The organism is Sulfurimonas marina (genome assembly GCF_014905095.1).
GTDB classification, from domain to species: Bacteria; Campylobacterota; Campylobacteria; order Campylobacterales; family Sulfurimonadaceae; genus Sulfurimonas; species Sulfurimonas marina.
Map to the genome: position 1 here is coordinate 208,805 of NZ_CP041165.1, position 18,778 is coordinate 227,582.

27 protein-coding genes and 1 pseudogene are annotated in these 18,778 nt (G+C 34.6%); 18 read left to right on the forward strand and 10 right to left on the reverse strand.

Annotated features, from left to right (window positions below; translation table 11 throughout):
• Together map and infA are read left to right on the forward strand one after the other, a co-directional pair.
• Nucleotides 1-759 (forward strand): type I methionyl aminopeptidase, encoded by a 759-nt coding sequence (gene map, locus FJR03_RS01115; protein WP_193113840.1) that lies wholly within the window; start codon nucleotides 1-3, stop codon nucleotides 757-759.
• Between the two features lie 26 nt (nucleotides 760-785).
• A complete protein-coding gene (gene infA, locus FJR03_RS01120; protein WP_193113841.1) occupies nucleotides 786-1,004 on the forward strand; it encodes a translation initiation factor IF-1 in 219 nt (72 codons plus the stop codon).
• Nucleotides 1,005-1,031: 27 nt separating this feature from the next.
• Here the strand turns inward: infA and FJR03_RS01125 are convergent, their stop codons facing one another.
• The 3 genes from FJR03_RS01125 to FJR03_RS01130 all read right to left on the reverse strand — a co-directional run bounded on the left by FJR03_RS01125 (nucleotide 1,032) and on the right by FJR03_RS01130 (nucleotide 2,448).
• A complete protein-coding gene (locus FJR03_RS01125; RefSeq protein ID WP_193113842.1) occupies nucleotides 1,032-1,325 on the reverse strand; it encodes a chorismate mutase in 294 nt (97 codons plus the stop codon).
• Between the two features lie 141 nt (nucleotides 1,326-1,466).
• On the reverse strand, nucleotides 1,467-1,589 hold the full coding sequence (locus tag FJR03_RS11710) for a hypothetical protein (protein WP_255524252.1): 123 nt from the start codon (nucleotides 1,587-1,589) through the stop codon (nucleotides 1,467-1,469).
• A 10-nt stretch (nucleotides 1,590-1,599) separates the two neighbouring features.
• Nucleotides 1,600-2,448 carry a CvfB family protein gene (locus FJR03_RS01130; protein WP_193113843.1) on the reverse strand — a complete coding sequence of 283 codons (849 nt, stop codon included), beginning with the start codon at nucleotides 2,446-2,448 and terminating at the stop codon, nucleotides 1,600-1,602.
• 181 nt (nucleotides 2,449-2,629) lie between these two features.
• Here FJR03_RS01130 and FJR03_RS01135 point away from each other — a divergent pair, with 181 nt between their 5' ends.
• The 3 genes and pseudogenes from FJR03_RS01135 (at nucleotide 2,630) to FJR03_RS11870 (ending at nucleotide 4,517) form a co-directional block, all read left to right on the forward strand.
• Entirely contained in the window at nucleotides 2,630-3,112 is a 483-nt protein-coding gene (locus tag FJR03_RS01135) for a PAS domain-containing protein (protein WP_193113844.1), read from the forward strand.
• Between the two features lie 703 nt (nucleotides 3,113-3,815).
• Nucleotides 3,816-4,094: pseudogene (locus FJR03_RS11865) on the forward strand (methyl-accepting chemotaxis protein); the annotation flags it as partial.
• Nucleotides 4,095-4,181: 87 nt separating this feature from the next.
• Nucleotides 4,182-4,517, forward strand: a complete 336-nt coding sequence (locus FJR03_RS11870) for a CZB domain-containing protein (RefSeq protein ID WP_430739139.1) — start codon at nucleotides 4,182-4,184, stop codon at nucleotides 4,515-4,517.
• On the opposite strand, the gene FJR03_RS01145 is transcribed toward FJR03_RS11870, so the two are convergent.
• Nucleotides 4,498-5,760 carry an arsenic transporter gene (locus tag FJR03_RS01145; RefSeq protein ID WP_193113846.1) on the reverse strand — a complete coding sequence of 421 codons (1,263 nt, stop codon included), beginning with the start codon at nucleotides 5,758-5,760 and terminating at the stop codon, nucleotides 4,498-4,500. The two genes, FJR03_RS11870 and FJR03_RS01145, sit on opposite strands and share 20 nt — an antisense overlap.
• Before the next feature lie 130 nt (nucleotides 5,761-5,890).
• On the opposite strand from FJR03_RS01145, the gene FJR03_RS01150 reads away from it, so the two are divergent.
• Nucleotides 5,891-6,115: a WGR domain-containing protein gene (locus FJR03_RS01150; RefSeq protein ID WP_193113847.1), complete on the forward strand. Its 225-nt coding sequence runs from the start codon at nucleotides 5,891-5,893 to the stop codon at nucleotides 6,113-6,115.
• On the opposite strand, the gene FJR03_RS01155 is transcribed toward FJR03_RS01150, so the two are convergent.
• From FJR03_RS01155 to FJR03_RS01170, 4 genes are all read right to left on the reverse strand, one after another.
• Nucleotides 6,112-7,371, reverse strand: coding sequence for an SPL family radical SAM protein (locus tag FJR03_RS01155; RefSeq protein ID WP_193113848.1), 1,260 nt, complete (start codon nucleotides 7,369-7,371; stop codon nucleotides 6,112-6,114). The genes FJR03_RS01150 and FJR03_RS01155 overlap by 4 nt on opposite strands.
• 28 nt (nucleotides 7,372-7,399) lie before the next feature.
• Nucleotides 7,400-7,903: an Hsp20/alpha crystallin family protein gene (locus tag FJR03_RS01160; protein WP_193113849.1), complete on the reverse strand. Its 504-nt coding sequence runs from the start codon at nucleotides 7,901-7,903 to the stop codon at nucleotides 7,400-7,402.
• An 84-nt stretch (nucleotides 7,904-7,987) separates the two neighbouring features.
• Nucleotides 7,988-8,671 carry a Crp/Fnr family transcriptional regulator gene (locus FJR03_RS01165; protein WP_193113850.1) on the reverse strand — a complete coding sequence of 228 codons (684 nt, stop codon included), beginning with the start codon at nucleotides 8,669-8,671 and terminating at the stop codon, nucleotides 7,988-7,990.
• Between the two features lie 43 nt (nucleotides 8,672-8,714).
• Nucleotides 8,715-9,383, reverse strand: coding sequence for a hypothetical protein (locus FJR03_RS01170; RefSeq protein WP_193113851.1), 669 nt, complete (start codon nucleotides 9,381-9,383; stop codon nucleotides 8,715-8,717).
• 138 nt (nucleotides 9,384-9,521) lie between these two features.
• Here FJR03_RS01170 and FJR03_RS01175 point away from each other — a divergent pair, with 138 nt between their 5' ends.
• The 12 genes from FJR03_RS01175 to FJR03_RS01230 all read left to right on the forward strand — a co-directional run bounded on the left by FJR03_RS01175 (nucleotide 9,522) and on the right by FJR03_RS01230 (nucleotide 17,576).
• The gene (locus FJR03_RS01175; RefSeq protein ID WP_226962144.1) at nucleotides 9,522-9,878 is read left to right on the forward strand and encodes a hypothetical protein; all 357 of its coding nucleotides are present in this window, start codon (nucleotides 9,522-9,524) and stop codon (nucleotides 9,876-9,878) included.
• 65 nt (nucleotides 9,879-9,943) lie between these two features.
• A complete protein-coding gene (locus FJR03_RS01180; RefSeq protein WP_193113852.1) occupies nucleotides 9,944-10,903 on the forward strand; it encodes a hypothetical protein in 960 nt (319 codons plus the stop codon).
• 175 nt (nucleotides 10,904-11,078) lie between these two features.
• Entirely contained in the window at nucleotides 11,079-11,192 is a 114-nt protein-coding gene (gene rpmJ, locus FJR03_RS01185) for a 50S ribosomal protein L36 (RefSeq protein WP_152306398.1), read from the forward strand.
• A gap of 2 nt (nucleotides 11,193-11,194) precedes the next feature.
• The gene (gene rpsM / locus FJR03_RS01190) at nucleotides 11,195-11,557 is read left to right on the forward strand and encodes a 30S ribosomal protein S13 (protein WP_193113853.1); all 363 of its coding nucleotides are present in this window, start codon (nucleotides 11,195-11,197) and stop codon (nucleotides 11,555-11,557) included.
• A gap of 11 nt (nucleotides 11,558-11,568) precedes the next feature.
• The gene (rpsK, locus tag FJR03_RS01195) at nucleotides 11,569-11,961 is read left to right on the forward strand and encodes a 30S ribosomal protein S11 (protein WP_193113854.1); all 393 of its coding nucleotides are present in this window, start codon (nucleotides 11,569-11,571) and stop codon (nucleotides 11,959-11,961) included.
• Between the two features lie 12 nt (nucleotides 11,962-11,973).
• On the forward strand, nucleotides 11,974-12,600 hold the full coding sequence (gene rpsD / locus FJR03_RS01200) for a 30S ribosomal protein S4 (protein WP_193113855.1): 627 nt from the start codon (nucleotides 11,974-11,976) through the stop codon (nucleotides 12,598-12,600).
• 26 nt (nucleotides 12,601-12,626) lie between these two features.
• Nucleotides 12,627-13,625, forward strand: a complete 999-nt coding sequence (locus FJR03_RS01205; protein ID WP_193113856.1) for a DNA-directed RNA polymerase subunit alpha — start codon at nucleotides 12,627-12,629, stop codon at nucleotides 13,623-13,625.
• A 27-nt stretch (nucleotides 13,626-13,652) separates the two neighbouring features.
• Nucleotides 13,653-14,003: a 50S ribosomal protein L17 gene (rplQ, locus tag FJR03_RS01210; protein WP_193113857.1), complete on the forward strand. Its 351-nt coding sequence runs from the start codon at nucleotides 13,653-13,655 to the stop codon at nucleotides 14,001-14,003.
• Between the two features lie 111 nt (nucleotides 14,004-14,114).
• Nucleotides 14,115-15,329 carry an aldo/keto reductase gene (locus FJR03_RS01215; RefSeq protein WP_193113858.1) on the forward strand — a complete coding sequence of 405 codons (1,215 nt, stop codon included), beginning with the start codon at nucleotides 14,115-14,117 and terminating at the stop codon, nucleotides 15,327-15,329.
• 74 nt (nucleotides 15,330-15,403) lie between these two features.
• The gene (locus tag FJR03_RS01220) at nucleotides 15,404-15,679 is read left to right on the forward strand and encodes a NifU family protein (protein WP_193113859.1); all 276 of its coding nucleotides are present in this window, start codon (nucleotides 15,404-15,406) and stop codon (nucleotides 15,677-15,679) included.
• Between the two features lie 14 nt (nucleotides 15,680-15,693).
• Nucleotides 15,694-16,287, forward strand: coding sequence for a hypothetical protein (locus tag FJR03_RS01225; protein WP_193113860.1), 594 nt, complete (start codon nucleotides 15,694-15,696; stop codon nucleotides 16,285-16,287).
• Nucleotides 16,284-17,576 (forward strand): UDP-N-acetylmuramoyl-L-alanyl-D-glutamate--2,6-diaminopimelate ligase, encoded by a 1,293-nt coding sequence (locus FJR03_RS01230; protein ID WP_193113861.1) that lies wholly within the window; start codon nucleotides 16,284-16,286, stop codon nucleotides 17,574-17,576. Before FJR03_RS01225 ends, FJR03_RS01230 begins: the two co-directional genes overlap by 4 nt.
• Before the next feature lie 8 nt (nucleotides 17,577-17,584).
• Here FJR03_RS01230 and FJR03_RS01235 read toward each other — a convergent pair whose 3' ends face one another.
• Nucleotides 17,585-18,202: a hypothetical protein gene (locus tag FJR03_RS01235; RefSeq protein ID WP_193113862.1), complete on the reverse strand. Its 618-nt coding sequence runs from the start codon at nucleotides 18,200-18,202 to the stop codon at nucleotides 17,585-17,587.
• An 11-nt stretch (nucleotides 18,203-18,213) separates the two neighbouring features.
• The gene (locus FJR03_RS01240) at nucleotides 18,214-18,759 is read right to left on the reverse strand and encodes an outer membrane protein (protein WP_193113863.1); all 546 of its coding nucleotides are present in this window, start codon (nucleotides 18,757-18,759) and stop codon (nucleotides 18,214-18,216) included.
• Between the last annotated feature and the right edge of the window lie 19 nt (nucleotides 18,760-18,778).

Consider the following 18,778-nt stretch of genomic DNA (forward strand, 5'->3'; position numbering starts at 1 on the left):
ATGGCTATTGCACTTAGAAAACCACAAGAGATTGAAAAATTAAGAGCTGCCAACAAAATTGTTGGCGCAACTCTTGACCTTCTTCGCGAAAACACAAAAGTTGGTATGAGTCTAAAAGAGTTAGATGCTATGGCTGAAGATTATATCAGAAGTCAAGGTGCTAAACCATCTTTTAAAGGCCTATACGGATTCCCAAATGCAGTATGTACATCTTTAAATGAAGTGATCATTCACGGAATTCCAAACGATTATAAACTTCAAGAAGGTGATGTTATCGGTTACGATATAGGAACAGAACTTGAAGGTTGGTTTGGTGATGCAGCTATCAGTGTTGGTGTTGGTGAAATATCAAAACAAGATGAAGAGTTAATCGCTTGTGCAAAAGATACACTATATTATGGTATTGAAAATATCAAAGAGGGTATGAGATTTAAAGAACTTTCTTATATGATGGAGCAATTTATCATTGAAAGAGGTTTTGTACCGCTTAGAAATTTTTGTGGTCACGGTATAGGGAAAAAACCTCATGAAGAACCTGAAATTCCAAATTATCTTGAAGGTGGTAACCCAAAAGCGGGTCCTAAGATAAAAAATGGAATGGTTTTTTGTATTGAGCCTATGATCTGTCAAAAAGATGGTAAGCCTATCATCTTAGATAATGGTTGGGATGTTGTTAGTGCCGACGGTTTACGCGGTTCACACTATGAGCATACTGTCGCAGTTGTTGGCGGTAAAGCTGAAATATTATCTCTTGCGTAAGAGTTAAAAACTTTAAAGGACTAAAAATGGCTAAAGCAGATGTTATTGAAGTTGATGGCAAGATTGTTGAAGCATTGCCAAACGCAACATTTCGTGTTGAACTAGAAAATGGACATATTATTTTATGTCATATTGCCGGTAAAATGCGTATGCACTACATCAAAATACTTCCAGGTGACAAAGTGAAGTTAGAACTTACTCCCTACTCACTTGATAAAGGCCGTATCACTTATAGATACAAATAAGATAGTAGCTTCAGGCTACTACTTATCTTAAAACTTTCCAGAGTTTCTAAACTCAGCTATCTCAGTTTCTACCATTTCATCGATCATTACTTTAAACAGATCACTAATCATATTAGGATTGATTCCTAAAGAGATTGCTTTGTTTCGTGCACGTTGCATTACATCATCTATACGATCTTCTGCTTTTACATCTTCGATCGTATCTTTAAATGCCGCGGCTTGACGAATAAGATGACTTCTCTGTGAAATAAGTTCTATTAATTGCTGATCGAGAACATCGATCTCATCCCTAACTTCTTGTAGTGAATTACATTTTTTCATACATCATATCCTATATTTGATATTCATTAACACAATTGTAACAATTTAGATATATAATCTTACTTACGATTCTCCATGTATATCCTCTAAGATTGATTCACTTGGTAGATATACTCTTTACAAAAACTCCTTTGGGAGTTGTTATCTTTCATTATTACGATCAATCCATGCAAGAAAACCTACAACTATAATGAGTATAGTAAAAACAGCACCCCAAATAAGTAAGTCACCACCACGAGTAGCTTGATCAATCTCTTGTGTCATTTACAAACCTTTACGATTTTAGATAAATACCTGTATCTTTTACTTCAATTTTGTTATCTTCTTGAAGTTTTGTCAGTGTACGTTTAAACTCTTTTTTACTCATAGCAAATACATCTTTGATTAGTTCAGCATCGCTTTTATAGTTATAAGGCATGATACCACCATTTTCTTTAAGAAGTTCATATACTTTATCAGCTGTAGAATTGTTACCTTTAGAACCGCTAGCTCTTAGTTTAAGATCAAGCTTTCCATCTTTTCGAACAGTTTTTATATACCCTGTTTTATTCTCGCCTATTACAATATTTTCAAAAATTTCATTGTGATAGATTAAACCCTCATAACGATCATTTACAATACATTTATAACCAAGAGGAGTTTTTTGTATAGGGATAACAGTCACTTCCTGATTTGGTTTGAGCCCTTTTGGTCTTGTATCAAAAAAGTCACCTAGTTTTTCAGAAGCTACAAGTCTGTGTGTTTTTTCGTCATAAACAACTTTTACAAATCTTTTTTCTCCTACAATGAAAGGTGTTTTTTGCAGCTTGCTTGGACATAATAGGTCTTTTGGAAGTCCCCAGTCTAAAAATGCACCGAATTTTGCTCTGTCTACAACTTCTAAAAGTGCAAATTGATCAAGCATCACTTTTGGTTGCAAAGTTGTAGCTATTAGTCTGTCTTCAGAGTCTGTATAGAGAAATACTTCTATTAAAGAGTCTTCTTTCATCTCATCTGTAACGTAAGATTGTGGTAGCAAAACATCTTTTCCATCTTCCGCCATTAAAAATATACCATGCGGTGTAAGCCTGTCTGCGCGAAGTGTGTTGAGTTTTCCGAGTTCTAAGTGTGAGTTTAGTTTCATAATGGTTTTTCCGTCTTTTTTTAGAATTATATCTTTTTTATTCTGTTTTAGTTCAAAAGGAACAGAATTTACATATATATTTAATAGGTTAAAATTTAATCATATCCAACTCTTTAAAAATAAGAGTATGTGATAATATTCAACTACTATATTTAAATATAGTAAGTATAAAGGAAACGTCATGGCAGAGTTAATGTTTCAAGATGATGAATTGATAGTTTCAAAAACAGATACACAAGGAAAAATTCTTTACGGAAATGAATTGTTCCTGAAACTGGCAGGTTATACTGAACAAGAGTTATTAAACTCCCCTCACAATATTATTAGACATCCAAAAATGCCGAGAGTAATTTTTAAATTATTATGGGAAACAGTTCAGCAAGGAAAAGAGATTAATGCATATGTAATGAATCGTGCTAAAAACGGCGATCATTATTGGGTACTGGCCAACGTCACCCCATCTTATGATGCAAATCAAAATATTGTAGGATTTTATTCTGTAAGAAGAAAGCCTACTAACAAAGCACTGGATGTAATTATCCCACTTTATGAACGTTTATATCAAGCGGAGAAAAGTGGAGGTGTAAGTGCATCACAGAAAATTTTAGATGCCGTAATAGCGGAGAATGGAGGCAGGTATGACAGATTTATCTTATCTCTCTAGAATTAATTTACTTATATATTTAGGAATGGGTGCATATGGATTAAGCTTTTTATATGATACCTTTATACTGGATAACTTTTCTATATTAAACATTATTATGTTTTTATTCGCATGTTTTGTAATTGTTTTAATACACCTCAATATTAAAGTCTTACAACAAGAGATGGATAAAATTTTTGTAGTTTTAGATTCAACAGCTAACGGAAACTTTGAGCAACGTATTACAAATATTACTGCCAAAGGGAGAATAGGAAGAATCGCAAAACAGCTTAATAACATCCTTGATCAGTTTGAAACATTTATGAGAGAGATGAAAACTTCTGTAAATTATGCGAGTGAAAATGAATTTTTTAGAAAGTTCAATACACAAGGACTTAGTTCTGCTCTTGAATTTGGTGGAAATCACGTTAATGAAAGTGCAAAGGTTATGGAACAAACCTATAAGATGCAGCAACGAGCCGAACTAAACTCACAACTCAGCCTTATCAACAAAAATAATGTACAGCTAGAGTCTTTACAAGAGAGTTTCAGCGCAAATGCAAAATATTTAGAAGTTATCTCTCAAAGTATTATGAATTCAACACAGATGAGTATTGAGCGCGTCGAAGATGCAGAGAATGTAGGAACGAAATTAGATGGTTTAAATCAGCTTATCGATGTGAATGTGACATCAACAGAGATGTTGGAGAGTCGTGCAAAAGAGATTACTGAAGTGGTTGACCTTATTAGCGATATTTCGGATCAGACTAACCTGCTTGCACTCAATGCTGCGATTGAAGCTGCCCGTGCAGGTGAACACGGCCGTGGTTTTGCAGTTGTAGCCGATGAAGTAAGAAAACTGGCTGAGCGAACGCAAAAAGCAACTGCTGAAATAAAAACAACGGTTCAGGTACTGCAACAAGAGAGCCGTGAGATGAGTGAAAGTTCAGAAAGCATGAGAGTCGTGATGGAAGAGTTCCATGAGATGATCGTAAAATTTAGTCAGAGTATGACTGAACTGCGTGATTCAAATACAGAATCTGAAAAACTGATCCAACAGATTGACGGGCGCATATTTATGAACCTGGTTATGATTGATCATGTACTTTTTAAAACAAATGCTTATGCTTCTTTTTCGGCAGGGAAAGTTGTGTCCGGCTCTACTGATCAACATAGTTGCCGTTTTACAAAATGGTATGAAACGGAAGGGAAAAAACTTTACGGTCATACGCAAAGTTATAAACTTGCACTCGAACCTCATGAAATTATACATAACAAAATAAAAGAATCTCTAGAGTGTTTAAAAAATAATAATTTAGATGAATGTATAGAGAAAAAAGAGAAGATCTTAAGCGATTTCCAACAGATGGAAGAAGCAAGTGAAAAACTCTTTAGACTCACAGAAGCTATGGTAGAGGAAGCATAGAAACAAGGACTAAGAAGAGTACCGGAGGAGTGACAATAAGTCCGAATTTTGAATAAGACCAGAAGCTTATTTGAACTCCTTTTTTCTCTAGAGAGTGTAACCACAGTAATGTCGCTAAAGAACCAAAAGGTGTCATTTTCGGCCCCAAATTACAACCGATAATATTTGCATAGATCATCGCATCGTTTTTAATACCCTCTAAGGCAATATCCATCACCATAATTGTCGGCATATTGTTCATAATAGCAGATAAAAATGCAGATAAAAAACCTGTTCCTACAACCGCAAGAAATTGCGATTGTGTATTTAAGTAAGTAAGAACTTCTGCTATTTCAGCTGTAAGTCCCTGATTTTTTAAACCGTAGACTACTACATAAAGTCCAAGTGAAAACCAAACAACCTGCCACGGTGCTTCTTTGATGATATGCTTTGGTTCTACAGTTTTCATGGCACTTGCAATAATTAAGAAAATTACTCCTCCTCCAAGGGCAAAAACAGATACTGGAATGTTGTAACTATCTCCAATAAAATATCCTGCAAGTAACAGTGCTAAAAAGAACCAGCTAAATTGAAAGAGAGTTTTACTCTTTAATACATCATCAGGGTTTTTCAAAAGATCGATGTCCACAGTTTTTGGAATATCTTTTCTGAGAATAATATATAAAACTGCCATAGAGACAACAACACTTACAAGATACGGCACGGCCATATGAAGCATATACTCTTTAAATCCTATGTCAAAATAGTTGGCTGTTACGATATTTGTAAGATTTGAAAACACAAAAGGGAGTGATGCACTATCACTAATAAATCCTCCTGCAAGTAAGAAGGCTAAAATCGTTTTAGCATTTAGTTGCAGGATTCTCATTTTTGCTAAAAGAATAGGAGTCAGGATTAGTGCAGCTCCATCGTTGGCAAAAAGAGCTGAGACTATTGCTCCAAGTATGATCGAGTAAAAGAATATCTTTGTCCCGCTACCGTTTGAGAGTTTTGCCATCTTCAGTGCAGCCCACTCAAAAAATCCAATCTCATCAAGTACCATTGAAAGAATGATAATACCTATGAATGCTAAAGTAGCATCCCAGATAATATCAAAAACAACTTTTACATCGTCAAAAGAGACTACGCCTAGTAGTAAAGCTACGATAGCACCGATTATAGCAGTAGTACCTATCTGTAAACCTTTTGGCTGCCAAATGATAAAGATGAGTGTTATTAAAAAGATAGATGCAGCGAGCAACATTGTGAGCCTTATAATTTTTTTGGAAAGTATATCAAGTTTGTTTTAATACATCAAGATATATTGATGTATACTGGGAATATTTATTGCTAATATAAGTTTTTAGAATTCTATATAAAGAAAAGTGAAGGCGATGTTATTATTAAAAAACTCAAATGAAAAGATATACTATTATAAAATTAATGTGTATCAGACGCTCTTTGGAGACTATCTGATTCAAAGAGAGTATGGAGGGATAAATAATAACAATCCGACCAATACGATCAAGTGCTATGCTGAGTCAAAAAAAGAGGCACTTTGCAAAGTGCTAGATATTATGGTTGATAAAAAGCAGTTGGGTTACCTCAAAGTATCTTAGATAAGGTAGTCTTGCCCAACTTTTTTGCAATAGGCCCCTAACATAGCGTGCTCAAAATCATTATTTGTAGAGTATTGATAACCAAACGTATCTTTCCATAGTTCATGCGGTTCCATACAAAGATAGAAAAATACTTTATCTTCTCCGCTTTGCCAAGGTGCGAAACTTTCATATGCATGTTTAAACATTTCTACTTTTGTTTCATATGGATAAGATGTTTTCCCACTTGCATCTTCGTGAGGAATTTGAGTTATCTTTGTTCTAAAGTCACGTGAACGGAGTTGTTTGATTACAGGTTTGATAAACGTTAATGTCCCAAAACTGACAAGTGCGACCTCTTTAGGAGTGAATGTTTCTAAAAGCTTTTTATACACCTCCTCATATTCACCAAGATATCCTACATATTCCACAATCGGATGGAAGTGAAAACCGACTTTTACACCTTTGTCAGCTACTTTTCTCGCGGCGTTGATCCTTTTTTCAAGAGAAGCCGTAAGGTGTTCTTCATTATCTATAATAGTTTGGGTATTTAAACTCCATGTACATAAGATATTTTTCGGTACATCATTTTCTAAAAAGTAAGAGATGTTGTCGGACTTTGTTTTAAACTCTAAGATCACGTTTGGATTGTTTCTAGCAAACTCAAAAAGAGAGTCTAAAAGTCCTTCACGGTTCCCCCACATTAAAGAATCGGAACTTTGACCTGTTCCGATATGGTACGTTTTATTTGGATCGAGGTTTAGATTTTTAAGCTTTTCGTGAAAGTTGGAATCAAACGTTACATTATTTTGGTTGTAAAAACTCTGTATTGAGCAGTAAGAACAATCAAAACCGCAAGATTCGACTGCATCAAGTGTTAAGAGGTTACAACATCTTGTTTTTTCACTTGCAACGGGACAAAGTCCTAGTCCAAACCCCTCTTTTGGTTTTGAAGTGAAGGTGAACTTCTGTTCTTGCGGAATATTTTTGAGTGTAAAGTTCTCATATGAATTCGGTTTGTCTCGGAGTGTTTCATATGCTCTTTTCAGTCTGGAGAAAACAACTTTCTTTTGTTCATGATCGGGGAAAATATCTTGTATATTTCCCTCATTCCATAACTCAAGATCTCTTGCAATATCTATGATCTGCTTAAGCTCTTGATGAGAGAATTTCAGCTCATACGCTTTGTTTTGTATAAACTGTTGATCCCCGTCACTGAGTTTGGAAAAAAATGTATTTTGTATCGCTTTATTAAATTTCTCTTCATAGCTATTCATAAAGCGAATTTTATCCTAAAAAACTTAGCTAGTTTATAGGGATTATTTTTACTTTTGGTTTTTTCAACTCTTTTTTCTTAATTGTGATTGTCAGAATCCCGTTTTCATAATTTGTTTCTAAACTGCTCTGAATAATATTCTCAGGAAGTTGAATAGCTTTTTGGAAAGAGCCGTAATAGATCTCACGTCTTATATATTTACCATTCTCTTTTTTCTCTTCGACCTTGTGTTCTTTTTTTCCTGAGAGTTTAAGGATATTTTGTTCATCAAGTGAGAGTTGTATATCTTTTTTATCAACTCCGGCTAGATCGAACTCTATCACTATCTCATCTTTCTTATCCTGAACATTTGTTCTTGGATAGTTGTAGTTTCCTATGGCGGAGGCATTCATATGGGATTCTACTAATGAATTCATATATTTACCCATTTTTTCAAATTCATCTTCATAAGGGTCATTGATAAATACGGTACCTGCAAATGCAACACTTGCTAAGATTGAGCTAAAAGCCAATGTCTCAATTATACGTTTCATACTTTACTCCTTAAGTTTGTTTGGGAATATCCCCTTAGAGGAATAATTTTATAAGCTATTTTTTAACCTGAAGTAAATAGTTGATTATTTCAATAGCAGCTGTGAAGTTTTCTCAAGCAGTTTTTGGAGACTCTTGATCTTAATGTTTTTTCTGCTTGTTTCTATAATATTGTCAGCTTTGAGTTGTTTTAAAGAGCGCTCAATCACGTGTCTGACAGTCCCTAAAAGTTTTGCGATCTCGGAATTTGAAAGATTTTGAAGAAGTTGGTATTTGAAATGTTTTTCAGGGTTGATATTGTCTACTAAAAGGTTTATGAGACGATCTTGTGTACTATAAAGAGCAATATCGGTAGTCAGCTCTTCAGTATGACGCATCTGAGCAGCAAGATAAGGAAAGAAGTTTTTACCGAATGTGGGATCGTTTTCAAGCCAGTATCTTACCCGCTCAATTGGAAGTTTTAACACTTTACAATCTTCTAAAATCTCATACATTACGTCATGGACTTGATTATCAAGTAAGGAAATCACATCAAACATATCTCCACGTCTATATATAAATATAGTCTGCTCTTTCGAGTTTTCAAAATTTATCTGATATGTTTTAATTCTGCCATCGACAACTATGTAAAAATCTTTTAAAAGATCATCTGGATGAAAAACATTTTCCCCTTTTTTAAATTCTAAAGAGGATGCATACTTGTAAAATTCATCTTCAAAGCTTTTATTTAAGTTATCGAGTAGCTCTATCTCATGTGATTCTTTTTGCATTCTGATATTCTAACAAAAGATATTCAAAATGATCAAACTTTTATTAGTTAATAATTAATGTGAGTTGTGATTTAACCTGGTAAGAGAGATGTTTTAGTTTTCTTACATTTGTATACTCTACACTTTTGTATGAAGCATCAAGTTCATTAAAGTATTGTTGATAGATAAAAAGGTATGCCATCATCGGATCTTCAAGCTCCTCATCCAGACATAGATCTTCTAAAACAAGTTTCACCTCTTGAAAATGTGTTTGAAATTTTTTAGCAAGTTTTTTACTTGGCTTTTTGAGATATTTGTGTTTTGTTTTTGTCAGTTTATCCCATGCATCTAGCAAAGGTGCATAACCGGTAGAATGAATTAGTTTGTTAAAGCCTATCAAGCCATCAAGTGATTCTTGGTAATGTTGATTGATTTGCGGATGATTAGAGTTCATTTTTTTATAGAGGGCTGCTATGATCGTACTGTAGCTATTAATATTTTCTTTGATTTTGTTTTTTGAGTCTTTATCTATATCGAGATTGTTTATATCGGCATGTAAATTTGTAAGAGAACTTTTAAAAGTATCATACTCTAAATACTGTCCCCTCTTAGTAATACTGTTACCTATACTTGATATAGCTCTGTATTTTTGGATCGCTTGTTGTGACTCTTCTACACCAAATAAAGAGACTTGAAAAAATAAAGAAAGAAAAACAAAGAAGACAAATTTCATAATGGAACCTTTTTGAATTTTTTAAAATCTTACTTGAGCTTTATTACCCGGGAATAACATTTTGTTAACAAAAGGCTGACAATTTGCAATATTTTATTCGATATGTAAAGAGCTAACTTATAATTATAGAAAAATTATTTGGATCGTAAAATGGTTTTAGGAAAGTGTCCTTATTGTGATAACGGTGAAATAGAAGTAAGAGATAAAGAGGTACGAGGGAAAAAAGTAAAACTCTATGCCTGCTCAAATGCTCATTGGAAAACTGAAGACGGTGAGATGTTTGAACTACGAGAAGATGCTAGTTGTAATTTTCGTATATGGCAAAACTCTTTGGCAAAGTATGGAAAATGGCTTAGTTATAAAGAGGTACGGGAACTCCTTGCTGAACAAGAGCTTGAAGTGGAATTTGTAAGTAAAAAGTACGGGAAAAAAATAAACTATACAAAAACAATAATACTTGATCAAGAGTATGGTGTGAGTGTACTATGGGAATAGATCCATTTGAAAAAAAGTGAAATTTGCCGATATAGTTTGAGATAAATTTGACAAAAGGAGTTGTCATGAAAATTGCATCGAGTGATATCGGGATGGGAGCTAATTATAGTAAAAATTCTCTTACATATGAATCTGAACGTTTAGAACAATGGATTGGTTCTAGAGATCCACAAGAGAGAAGAGATGACAAAGTCCAACTTTCTAAAAAATATAAAGAGCTCTCTGTCGATAAAAGAGAAGATGATTTAGAATCATTAGACCCACAGTTGAAAAAAATTATTTTAGCGTTAGAGATATTAACGGGTAAAAAGATTAAAATAGCTCTTTTTCGTCCAGAGGAGCAAAACAGTTCACAGCCACAAGCCAGTCAAAAGGCAGGTTGGGGAATTGATTACAGTTATGAAAAAACTGAGGTGAGTTCACAGAAATTACAGTTCGCTTCACAGGGAAATGTTGTCTTGGAAGATGGAAGAAAAATTGATTTTAAGCTCTCTTTTTCTATGCAGCAGAGTAGTGTGAAACATGAATCTGTGTCTTTTAAAGCAGGCGATGCTTTGATTGATCCATTAGTAATTCAGTTTCAAGACGGTGCTGTAGAGTTTTCAAACACGAAAACAAGTTTAGATCTTGATCGTGACGGAAAAGATGAAGAATTTTCGTTTGTCGGAAGCGGCAGCGGATTTTTAACACTTGATAAAAACAGTGATGGCATTGTGAATGATGGAAGTGAACTATTTGGTCCAAATTCAGGGGATGGATTTACAGACCTGCGTCAATATGATAGTGATAACAATAACTGGATAGATGAAAATGATGCCGTTTTTGATAAACTGAGTATATGGACAAAAGATGAAAACGGAAATGAAAACTTTTACTCTTTACAAGATGTAGGGATCGGGGCATTATATCTTCAAAATATTACAACACCTTTTGAATTTGATGAGGGTAACCTTGCAAAAAGTTCAATTTTCTTGAGAGAAAATGGTTCAGCCGGTGTAATAAGTGAGGTTGATCTAAAGGTATAATCTAACCTTAATAAAATTTTAACCTTATCTTCTGTATAATTCCCATCCACTTTACTGTTTTACAAAAGCTAGAGTATTTTTATCTACACTATATATGGTATATATAAAAGTATTGGCAAGCAAAAAAAGGCTTCGCCTAAAAACAGTCAAAGATATAAATTTGAGGAGACTTTCAATGAAAGTACGTGCTTCAGTAAAGAAAATGTGTGATGACTGTAAAGTTATCAAGAGAAAAGGGATTGTTAGAGTAATCTGCAAAAACCCTAAACATAAACAGAGACAAGGATAACCATGGCTCGTATTTCTGGTGTTGATTTACCTAAGAAAAAACGTGTAGAGTATGGTCTAACATACATCTACGGTATCGGTTTACATACTTCTCGCCTTATCTTAGATGCGACAGGTATTGATTATAACAAAAGAGTTTTCGAACTTAATGAGGATGAAGTAGCTGCAATTACTAAAGAGATCCGTGAAAACCATATGGTTGAAGGTGATTTACGTAAAAAAGTTGCTATGGATATTAAAGCACTTATGGATTTAGGTTCATATAGAGGTCTTCGTCACCGTCGTGGTCTTCCATGTCGTGGTCAAAAAACTAAGACTAATGCTCGTACTCGTAAGGGTAAAAAGAAAACTGTTGGCGCAGCGTAAGGATTTAAAGTATGGCAAAAAGAAAAGCTGTTAGAAAAAAAGTTGTAAAGAAAAACGTATCACGTGGTATTATCCACATTTCTGCATCTTTCAATAATACATTAGTAACTATTACTGATGAGATGGGAAATATGATTGCGTGGAGTTCTGCTGGTAGCCTTGGTTTCAAAGGTTCTAAAAAATCTACTCCATTTGCTGCTCAAGCTGCTGTTGAAGCTGCTGTTGAAAAAGCGCAAGTGCATGGTATTAAAGAACTAGGTATTAGAGTACAAGGTCCAGGTTCTGGTCGTGAAACTGCAGTTAAGTCTGTAGGTGCAATCGAAGGTATCCGTGTTACATTCATGAAAGATGTAACTCCATTACCACACAACGGTTGTCGTGCGCCTAAGCGTCGTAGAGTTTAAGGAGGTTAACAAATGGCAAGATATAGAGGTCCAGTAGAAAAAATCGAAAGAAGATTTGGTGTTAGCCTAAACCTTAAAGGTGAGCGTCGTTTAGCAGGAAAATCTGCTTTAGATAAACGTCCTTACGGTCCAGGTCAACACGGTCAACGTCGTAAAAAAGTTTCTGAGTATGGTTTACAACTAAACGAGAAACAAAAAGCTAAATTCATGTATGGTGTATCTGAAAAACAATTCCGTGCATTATTCGCAGAAGCTAAAAGAAGAGAGGGTAATACAGGTACAAACCTTATTACTTTAATCGAGCAAAGACTTGATAACCTAGTATACAGAATGGGATTTGCATCTACTCGTAGATTTGCACGTCAGTTAGTTACTCACGGTCACATTTTAGTTGACGGTAAAAAACTTGATATCCCTTCATACCGTGTTAAACCAGGTCAAAAGATTGAAGTTCGTGAATCAAGCAAACAAAATGCTCAGATTCAAAGAGCTATCGAACTAACAAACCAAACAGGTCTTGCTCCATGGGTAGACATCGATGCTGATAAAGTATTCGGTATTTTTACTCGTTTACCAGAGCGTGAAGAAGTTGTTATTCCTGTAGAAGAGCGTTTAATCGTTGAGCTTTACTCGAAATAATAATTAATAAAAAAGGCGTAAAAGACATGAAAAAGATTAAAACTACTCCACTTGCTCCTCAAGAGTTTGAGGTAGAACAAATTAGTGAGAATGAAGCAAATATCATAGCATATCCTTTTGAAACTGGATATGCTATCTCTTTAGCTCATCCACTTCGCCGTTTTCTATTAAGCAGCTCAGTTGGTTATGCTCCTGTTGCTATTAAAATTGAAGGTGCTAAACACGAATTTGATTCAGTTCGTGGTATGCTTGAAGATATCTCTGATTTTATTTTAAATCTTAAAGAGATTCGTTTCAAACTTAACAATGAAGCAACAGAAGCTGAGATTAACTACAGCTTCACAGGTCCATGTACTATTACTGGTGCTGATCTTAGTAATGATGAAGTTGAAGTTGTAACGCCAGAGGCACATTTAGCAACTTTAAATGAAGACTCTACACTTAACTTCAACATCAAAATTGCTCAAGGTATCGGGTATGTTGCTAGTGAAGACACTTCTGATGATTTAGCTGAAGGTTATATCGCTTTAGATGCATATTTCACTCCTGTTAGAAGTGCAACATATGATATCCAGCATGTACTTGTAGAAGACAATCCTAATTTTGAGAGAGTTGTAATGAACATCAAAACTGATGGTCAAATCTCTCCTGTTGATGCATTTAGAAACTCTTTAGAGGTTATGTATGCTCAACTTGCTGTATTTAACTCAGAAATTAGTATTAAAGCTCCAACAACAATTGAGAGAGTTGAAGAGTCACCGGACCTTAAAAAACTAATGACTAACATCGATAGTTTAGGTTTAAGTGCTCGTAGTTTTAACTGCCTTGATCGCTCAAGTATTAGATTAATAGGTGAGATTGTACTTATGAGTACAAATGACCTTAAAAATGTTAAAAATCTTGGTAAAAAATCTTACGATGAGATCGTAGAAAAAGTTCAAGAGTTTGGTTTCACAGTTGGTGCTGATTTAGCTGATGATGTAGTTACTGCATTAAAAAAGAAAATAGAAGCAACTGCTAAGTAGTCTGCTTAAAGAAAAGAGGAAGAAGATATGAGACATCGTCATGGATATCGTAAACTTGGACGTACAAGTGCTCACCGTAAAGCACTTTTACAAAATCTAAGTATTTCATTAATTGAACATGGTAAGATTGAAACTACTGCTGTTAAAGCAAAAGAACTTCGTTCTTACGTTGAAAAACTAATCACTGTAGCTGGTAAAGGTGATAGCAATGCACATAGAGCTGTATTCGCTACTTTACAAAACAAAGAAGCTACAAAAAAATTAGTAAACGAAGTAGCTCCTAAATACGTTGAGCGTGCTGGTGGTTATACAAGAATCACTAGAACTCGTATTCGTCGTGGTGATGCTACACCAATGGCTTTCATCGAGCTTGTTTAATTAGCTAAGTTTAACGCTGAGTTTTCTCAGCGTGGACTTTTACACTTTTATTTTATCTTTCATTACACAAAAACTTCCACATTCTAAAATACTTATACTAAGGACTTATAAATGAGTAGTTTCGCATTTGGAACTTATAGAGTTACCGATCTAAACCCTTTACATATTGAAGCTTTAAAAGAAGCATTGTATTCGGGAATCAAACTTATCGATACATCCTCAAACTATACAGACGGCGGTGCGGAACGTGCGATCGCAAAAGCATTAAATAGCATAGAACAAGAGTATAGAGATGTAGAGATTGTAAGTAAGTTTGGATATATTCAGGGGACGAATATGATGCTTCATAAGGAGAATCCTTTTGAAGAGGTTGTAGAGTATAGCCCTGAGTGCTATCATTCGATCTCCCCGTCATTTATGCAAGATCAACTAAAACGTTCATTAGAGAGACTGCAGCTAAATAAAATAGATTGCTATCTGCTTCATAATCCGGAGTATTTTTTATATGACGGTTTGAAAAAAGGTCTTCAGAAAGAAGAGATACTTGATCAGATGTATCAACGTATCTATAAAGTGTTTGTAGCATTAGAGAAAGAAGTTCAAAACGGCACTATTGGCTCATACGGGATCAGTTCAAACTCTTTTTCAAAACCTGAAAATGCAGATGATTTTTTACCATATACAGATTTACTAACATTGGCAAAAAATGCTGCCATTGAAGCGGGTAGTGAACAACATAGTTTTACAACGCTACAGCTTCCTATCAATCTGTTAGAGCAAGAGGGCTTGAAATGTGCAACTTGGGCAAAAGAAAACGGTCTAAGAGTGCTTGTTAACCGTCCACTAAATGCTTTTAAAGACTCGTTAATGTTTAGACTGGCTGATTATGATGAACCGTTAGATTATTATCATAACCTGAATGAACTGCTTGAAGTATGTGATACAGAGGCATTAAAACCACTTTTTAACTTGATTGAGCAGATGGATGAGAATAAACATAAATATGGTTGGATAGGTGATTACGATATGTTCGTAAACTCTCAAATAATTCCCCATATTAAAAAAACTATTGAAAAGCTTGATAAAGAGGTAATAGAAACACTTCTTGCTTATATTGACAGGTTTTTAGTATCATATAGAGATATGGTAGCTTATGAATGCTCAAAAGCTACAAGGATTCAGTTGAAAAATCTACTTGAAGATTGTGATAAAAAACTGCAAGAGTGTGCATTCGAATTTTTGCAGAATCAGGACTCTATAGATTATATTCTTGTAGGGATGAGAAAACCGAGTTACGTCGCGGAAGTTCTTGCTTTAAAAGAGTAGCTAAACAGATATTTTTAGCACTTGTTAAGTGATTTTATCATATTTTATGATTATAAAATAATAGAAGGATGAAAATGATTCCATTTACAGATGAAGAACTGATGGAGCCGGTAAAAGCCGTTATAGACAAGGTAAGACCTTCTTTAGCGTTAGATGGCGGTGATATCGATTTTATTACAGTAAAAAATGGGAATGTATATGTTCAATTAAAAGGTGCTTGTGTAGGTTGTTCTTCAAGCGGAACAACTTTAAAGTATGGAGTTGAACGTCAATTAAGAATGGATATCCATCCAGAGTTATGTGTAGTAAACGTACCTTTTGGAATGGAGAATGATATCGACAATCTATAAGGATTTAAACAAGAATGGGCAATATTAGTAAACATAAAATATTAGATCAGGCTAAAGAGAGTTTTTCTAAAGAGGACTATAAAGTAGCATTAGAAAAATTCGCTGAAGTTCTACAAAACTTTCCAAACTCTAAAGAGGCTTATAATGGCGTTATTTTGTCTGAAATGGCTATGAGCGGGGAGGGTGGAGCTGAGGCTTTATTTGATTATTATGAGATACTAAAAGAGGAAGACAAAGAGGAAGCTGATGCGATTATGAGTGAAATCCTGAAAAACATGGATGGTACAATCGAACAGCTTGGACAAGTGTTTGCTCAGCCTTTACGTGAACGTTTAGAATATGAAGACGGGATCCTTTACAGTGACTTTCAAAAACTTTTAGATGAAGGTGGTGATTTTAAAGAGATCTTCGAAAACATTATGTTTTCAACACGAGTGATAATTAGTGACAGAGATGATTTTATAGACTTTTTAGAAAAACTGATTGAACACGATTTTGCAGATATGGCATTAAGCTATTTAGAAAATGCTTTGAGTGTTTATCCAAGTGACAAGCTTCTTAGAAAACTACTTAAAAAGCTAGCTAAAGGTAAGGGAAAAAATTCTTGAAAATAGCTTTACCAGACCACGACTATAAATATGTAACTGAAAATTCTCAAGAGTGTGATTCTGAGACAGCTTTCGTTTTAACGACACAAAATGAAAAATATCTTCAAAATGCAAAAGATAACGGTGCGCATTCAATCATAAAAGTTGAAGATATAGCAGATGCTTTTGGTGTAAATGATATTAAAATCATTGGTATTACGGGGACAAATGGAAAAACTACAACGGCAAGTGCCCTGTACTCTTTTTTACTTGATCTCGGATACAAAGTTGGTATGCAAGGTACACGCGGGCTTTTTATTAACGATGAAGTTATAGAAGGTAAAACACTTACTACACCTTCCGTGTTAAATACTTACAAACATATCTATCAAGCACGTGACATGGGATGTGATTTTTTTATTATGGAAGTGAGCTCTCATGCAATTGTGCAAAAACGTATAGAGGGTTTGAATTTTGAGTTAAAAATTCTTACAAACATTACGCAAGATCATCTTGACTATCATAAAACGCTTGAAGAGTATATACACGTAAAGAATAGCTTTTTCCAAGATGAAGGGAAAAAACTTATCAACAAAGATGAAGAGAGAGCAAAGTTCAACTTTAAAAATACCTATACATACGGTATAGAGAACCCTGCAACTTATAAGCTTATGGCATACTCTTTAAATGAAGGAAGCAGCGGAATTATTCAGCACTTTCAAGAGATAGTTCCTTTTACAGCTTCACTACACGGCTTTTTTAACCTTTATAATCTTATGGCAGCTATCTCGGCAGCACACTTGCTAACGGGTAAAAAACTTGAAGAGATAGCAGATGTAGTTGATAATTTTGCAGGTGTGAGCGGGAGAATGGAACAAGTTTGTGAACTCCCTAATGTCATTGTAGATTTTGCTCATACTCCAGACGGTATGGCACAAGTGCTTAATGCTCTTAAAGAAAAAGAACTTATTGTAGTGTTTGGTGCAGGTGGAGATCGTGACAGAAGTAAAAGACCGATGATGGGTCGTGTTGCATCTAACTTGGCTAAAAAGATTATTGTAACAACTGATAATCCACGTTTTGAAGAGCCTGAATCTATTGTAGAAGATATCCTTTCCGGGATAGAAGACAAATCAAATGTAACGGTTGAGTTAAATCGTAAAAAAGCTATTGAGATGGCTTTAGATATGCAAGAGGAAGATGAAGTGGTCGTAATCCTTGGAAAAGGGGATGAGAGTTACCAAATCATCTATGATCAAAAACTTCCGTTTGATGATAGAGAAGTGGTGAGAGAGCTTTTAAATATCTAAAGACTCTCTTAGTTTATAGTATAACTTACGCTTCTTGTAATATTTGTTTCGTTGTCATCAGGAAATACCGTAGCGTTAATTTCCGTCGTTCCTGCTATTAAAGTTATTGTAGTAACTCCATCAACAGTTGTATAGGTAGCACTGTTATTCATATCCCAAACTATATTGTTGTAAATGATTCCAGTAGTGTTGTCTTCATAAGTAGCATTTGCCTGAAACTCATAATCACCAGTAGCATTAACATCTGCACCATTTTTTTCTGAAATATTAAAATCAACAAGTTTTACAGAGTTTACAGTGAGCGTGTCTTCAAAGTCTCTGTATGAGATAGTAATATTTACATCACCGCCGTTTTTGTATCCACCGCTGATAGAACTTCCATTTGCAACAACGATTGAAGAATCAGAACTGATCCAAGTAACCGTATCTGTTGCATCACCGTTTGAGCCATCCGTGTGAAGTACCGTAGCTGAAAGTGTTACAGCATTGTTGGCAGAATATATTTGTGAAACACCGGCATCGATACTGATCGAATCAATATCTGTAATTACAGGTGCTGTTGTTGTCTCTTTACAGCCTAAAAAAAGAAGAGAAAGAAGTAAAGAGCTATATAAAGTTTTTTTCATGACTGTATTTCCTAAAATCTAAAGTTAACGCCGATATAGCTGTTTTGTTGGTCTGAACTTATCTCTTGCAATTCATCTAAAAGATTGAATTTTTCATATGTAATTGATTTATAGAGGTAACCTATCTCAAAATCAACATGTTCACTCATTGGGATAAACACCCCTCCGCCGAAGTTAAAAGAACCATATGTAACGCTTGTTTGCAAAGTTCTCTCAACATCCATTGAACCTGCACCTATACCCACTTTAACAAAAGGGTTAAAGAATAGATCAAAATCAAATGCTTTTAGCAGCTCAACGTTAAAGCCGTATTTATCACCGTCATTAGGAGAGAGAATATTTGAATCGTTTTTAGCATAATCGATTGAGAACTCTACTGCATAGGCATTGATATCACCATATCCGATTTTTAAGTTGATATTCTCAGTCGTGTTAAAAGCTTTTTTCTTAGTTGTAGTAAAAATTTCATATTGGTAAGCGGCATTTGCACCTACATAAATTTTTGCCTCACCGTAGAGTGTAGAAAGTAGTGTAAAAAATAGTAAAAGTTTTTTCAATTTTAATCTTTCCTGCGTA

What these genes read in the sequence shown, in the direction of transcription:
- map (WP_193113840.1), top strand. Translation starts at nt 1, where the DNA reads ATGGCTATTGCACTTAGAAAACCACAAGAGATTGAAAAATTAAGAGCT.
- infA (WP_193113841.1), top strand. Translation starts at nt 786, where the DNA reads ATGGCTAAAGCAGATGTTATTGAAGTTGATGGCAAGATTGTTGAAGCA.
- FJR03_RS01125 (WP_193113842.1), bottom strand. Translation starts at nt 1,325, where the DNA reads ATGAAAAAATGTAATTCACTACAAGAAGTTAGGGATGAGATCGATGTT.
- FJR03_RS11710 (WP_255524252.1), bottom strand. Translation starts at nt 1,589, where the DNA reads ATGACACAAGAGATTGATCAAGCTACTCGTGGTGGTGACTTACTTATT.
- FJR03_RS01130 (WP_193113843.1), bottom strand. Translation starts at nt 2,448, where the DNA reads ATGAAACTAAACTCACACTTAGAACTCGGAAAACTCAACACACTTCGC.
- FJR03_RS01135 (WP_193113844.1), top strand. Translation starts at nt 2,630, where the DNA reads ATGGCAGAGTTAATGTTTCAAGATGATGAATTGATAGTTTCAAAAACA.
- FJR03_RS11870 (WP_430739139.1), top strand. Translation starts at nt 4,182, where the DNA reads ATGATTGATCATGTACTTTTTAAAACAAATGCTTATGCTTCTTTTTCG.
- FJR03_RS01145 (WP_193113846.1), bottom strand. Translation starts at nt 5,760, where the DNA reads ATGTTGCTCGCTGCATCTATCTTTTTAATAACACTCATCTTTATCATT.
- FJR03_RS01150 (WP_193113847.1), top strand. Translation starts at nt 5,891, where the DNA reads ATGTTATTATTAAAAAACTCAAATGAAAAGATATACTATTATAAAATT.
- FJR03_RS01155 (WP_193113848.1), bottom strand. Translation starts at nt 7,371, where the DNA reads ATGAATAGCTATGAAGAGAAATTTAATAAAGCGATACAAAATACATTT.
- FJR03_RS01160 (WP_193113849.1), bottom strand. Translation starts at nt 7,903, where the DNA reads ATGAAACGTATAATTGAGACATTGGCTTTTAGCTCAATCTTAGCAAGT.
- FJR03_RS01165 (WP_193113850.1), bottom strand. Translation starts at nt 8,671, where the DNA reads ATGCAAAAAGAATCACATGAGATAGAGCTACTCGATAACTTAAATAAA.
- FJR03_RS01170 (WP_193113851.1), bottom strand. Translation starts at nt 9,383, where the DNA reads ATGAAATTTGTCTTCTTTGTTTTTCTTTCTTTATTTTTTCAAGTCTCT.
- FJR03_RS01180 (WP_193113852.1), top strand. Translation starts at nt 9,944, where the DNA reads ATGAAAATTGCATCGAGTGATATCGGGATGGGAGCTAATTATAGTAAA.
- rpmJ (WP_152306398.1), top strand. Translation starts at nt 11,079, where the DNA reads ATGAAAGTACGTGCTTCAGTAAAGAAAATGTGTGATGACTGTAAAGTT.
- rpsM (WP_193113853.1), top strand. Translation starts at nt 11,195, where the DNA reads ATGGCTCGTATTTCTGGTGTTGATTTACCTAAGAAAAAACGTGTAGAG.
- rpsK (WP_193113854.1), top strand. Translation starts at nt 11,569, where the DNA reads ATGGCAAAAAGAAAAGCTGTTAGAAAAAAAGTTGTAAAGAAAAACGTA.
- rpsD (WP_193113855.1), top strand. Translation starts at nt 11,974, where the DNA reads ATGGCAAGATATAGAGGTCCAGTAGAAAAAATCGAAAGAAGATTTGGT.
- FJR03_RS01205 (WP_193113856.1), top strand. Translation starts at nt 12,627, where the DNA reads ATGAAAAAGATTAAAACTACTCCACTTGCTCCTCAAGAGTTTGAGGTA.
- rplQ (WP_193113857.1), top strand. Translation starts at nt 13,653, where the DNA reads ATGAGACATCGTCATGGATATCGTAAACTTGGACGTACAAGTGCTCAC.
- FJR03_RS01215 (WP_193113858.1), top strand. Translation starts at nt 14,115, where the DNA reads ATGAGTAGTTTCGCATTTGGAACTTATAGAGTTACCGATCTAAACCCT.
- FJR03_RS01220 (WP_193113859.1), top strand. Translation starts at nt 15,404, where the DNA reads ATGATTCCATTTACAGATGAAGAACTGATGGAGCCGGTAAAAGCCGTT.
- FJR03_RS01225 (WP_193113860.1), top strand. Translation starts at nt 15,694, where the DNA reads ATGGGCAATATTAGTAAACATAAAATATTAGATCAGGCTAAAGAGAGT.
- FJR03_RS01235 (WP_193113862.1), bottom strand. Translation starts at nt 18,202, where the DNA reads ATGAAAAAAACTTTATATAGCTCTTTACTTCTTTCTCTTCTTTTTTTA.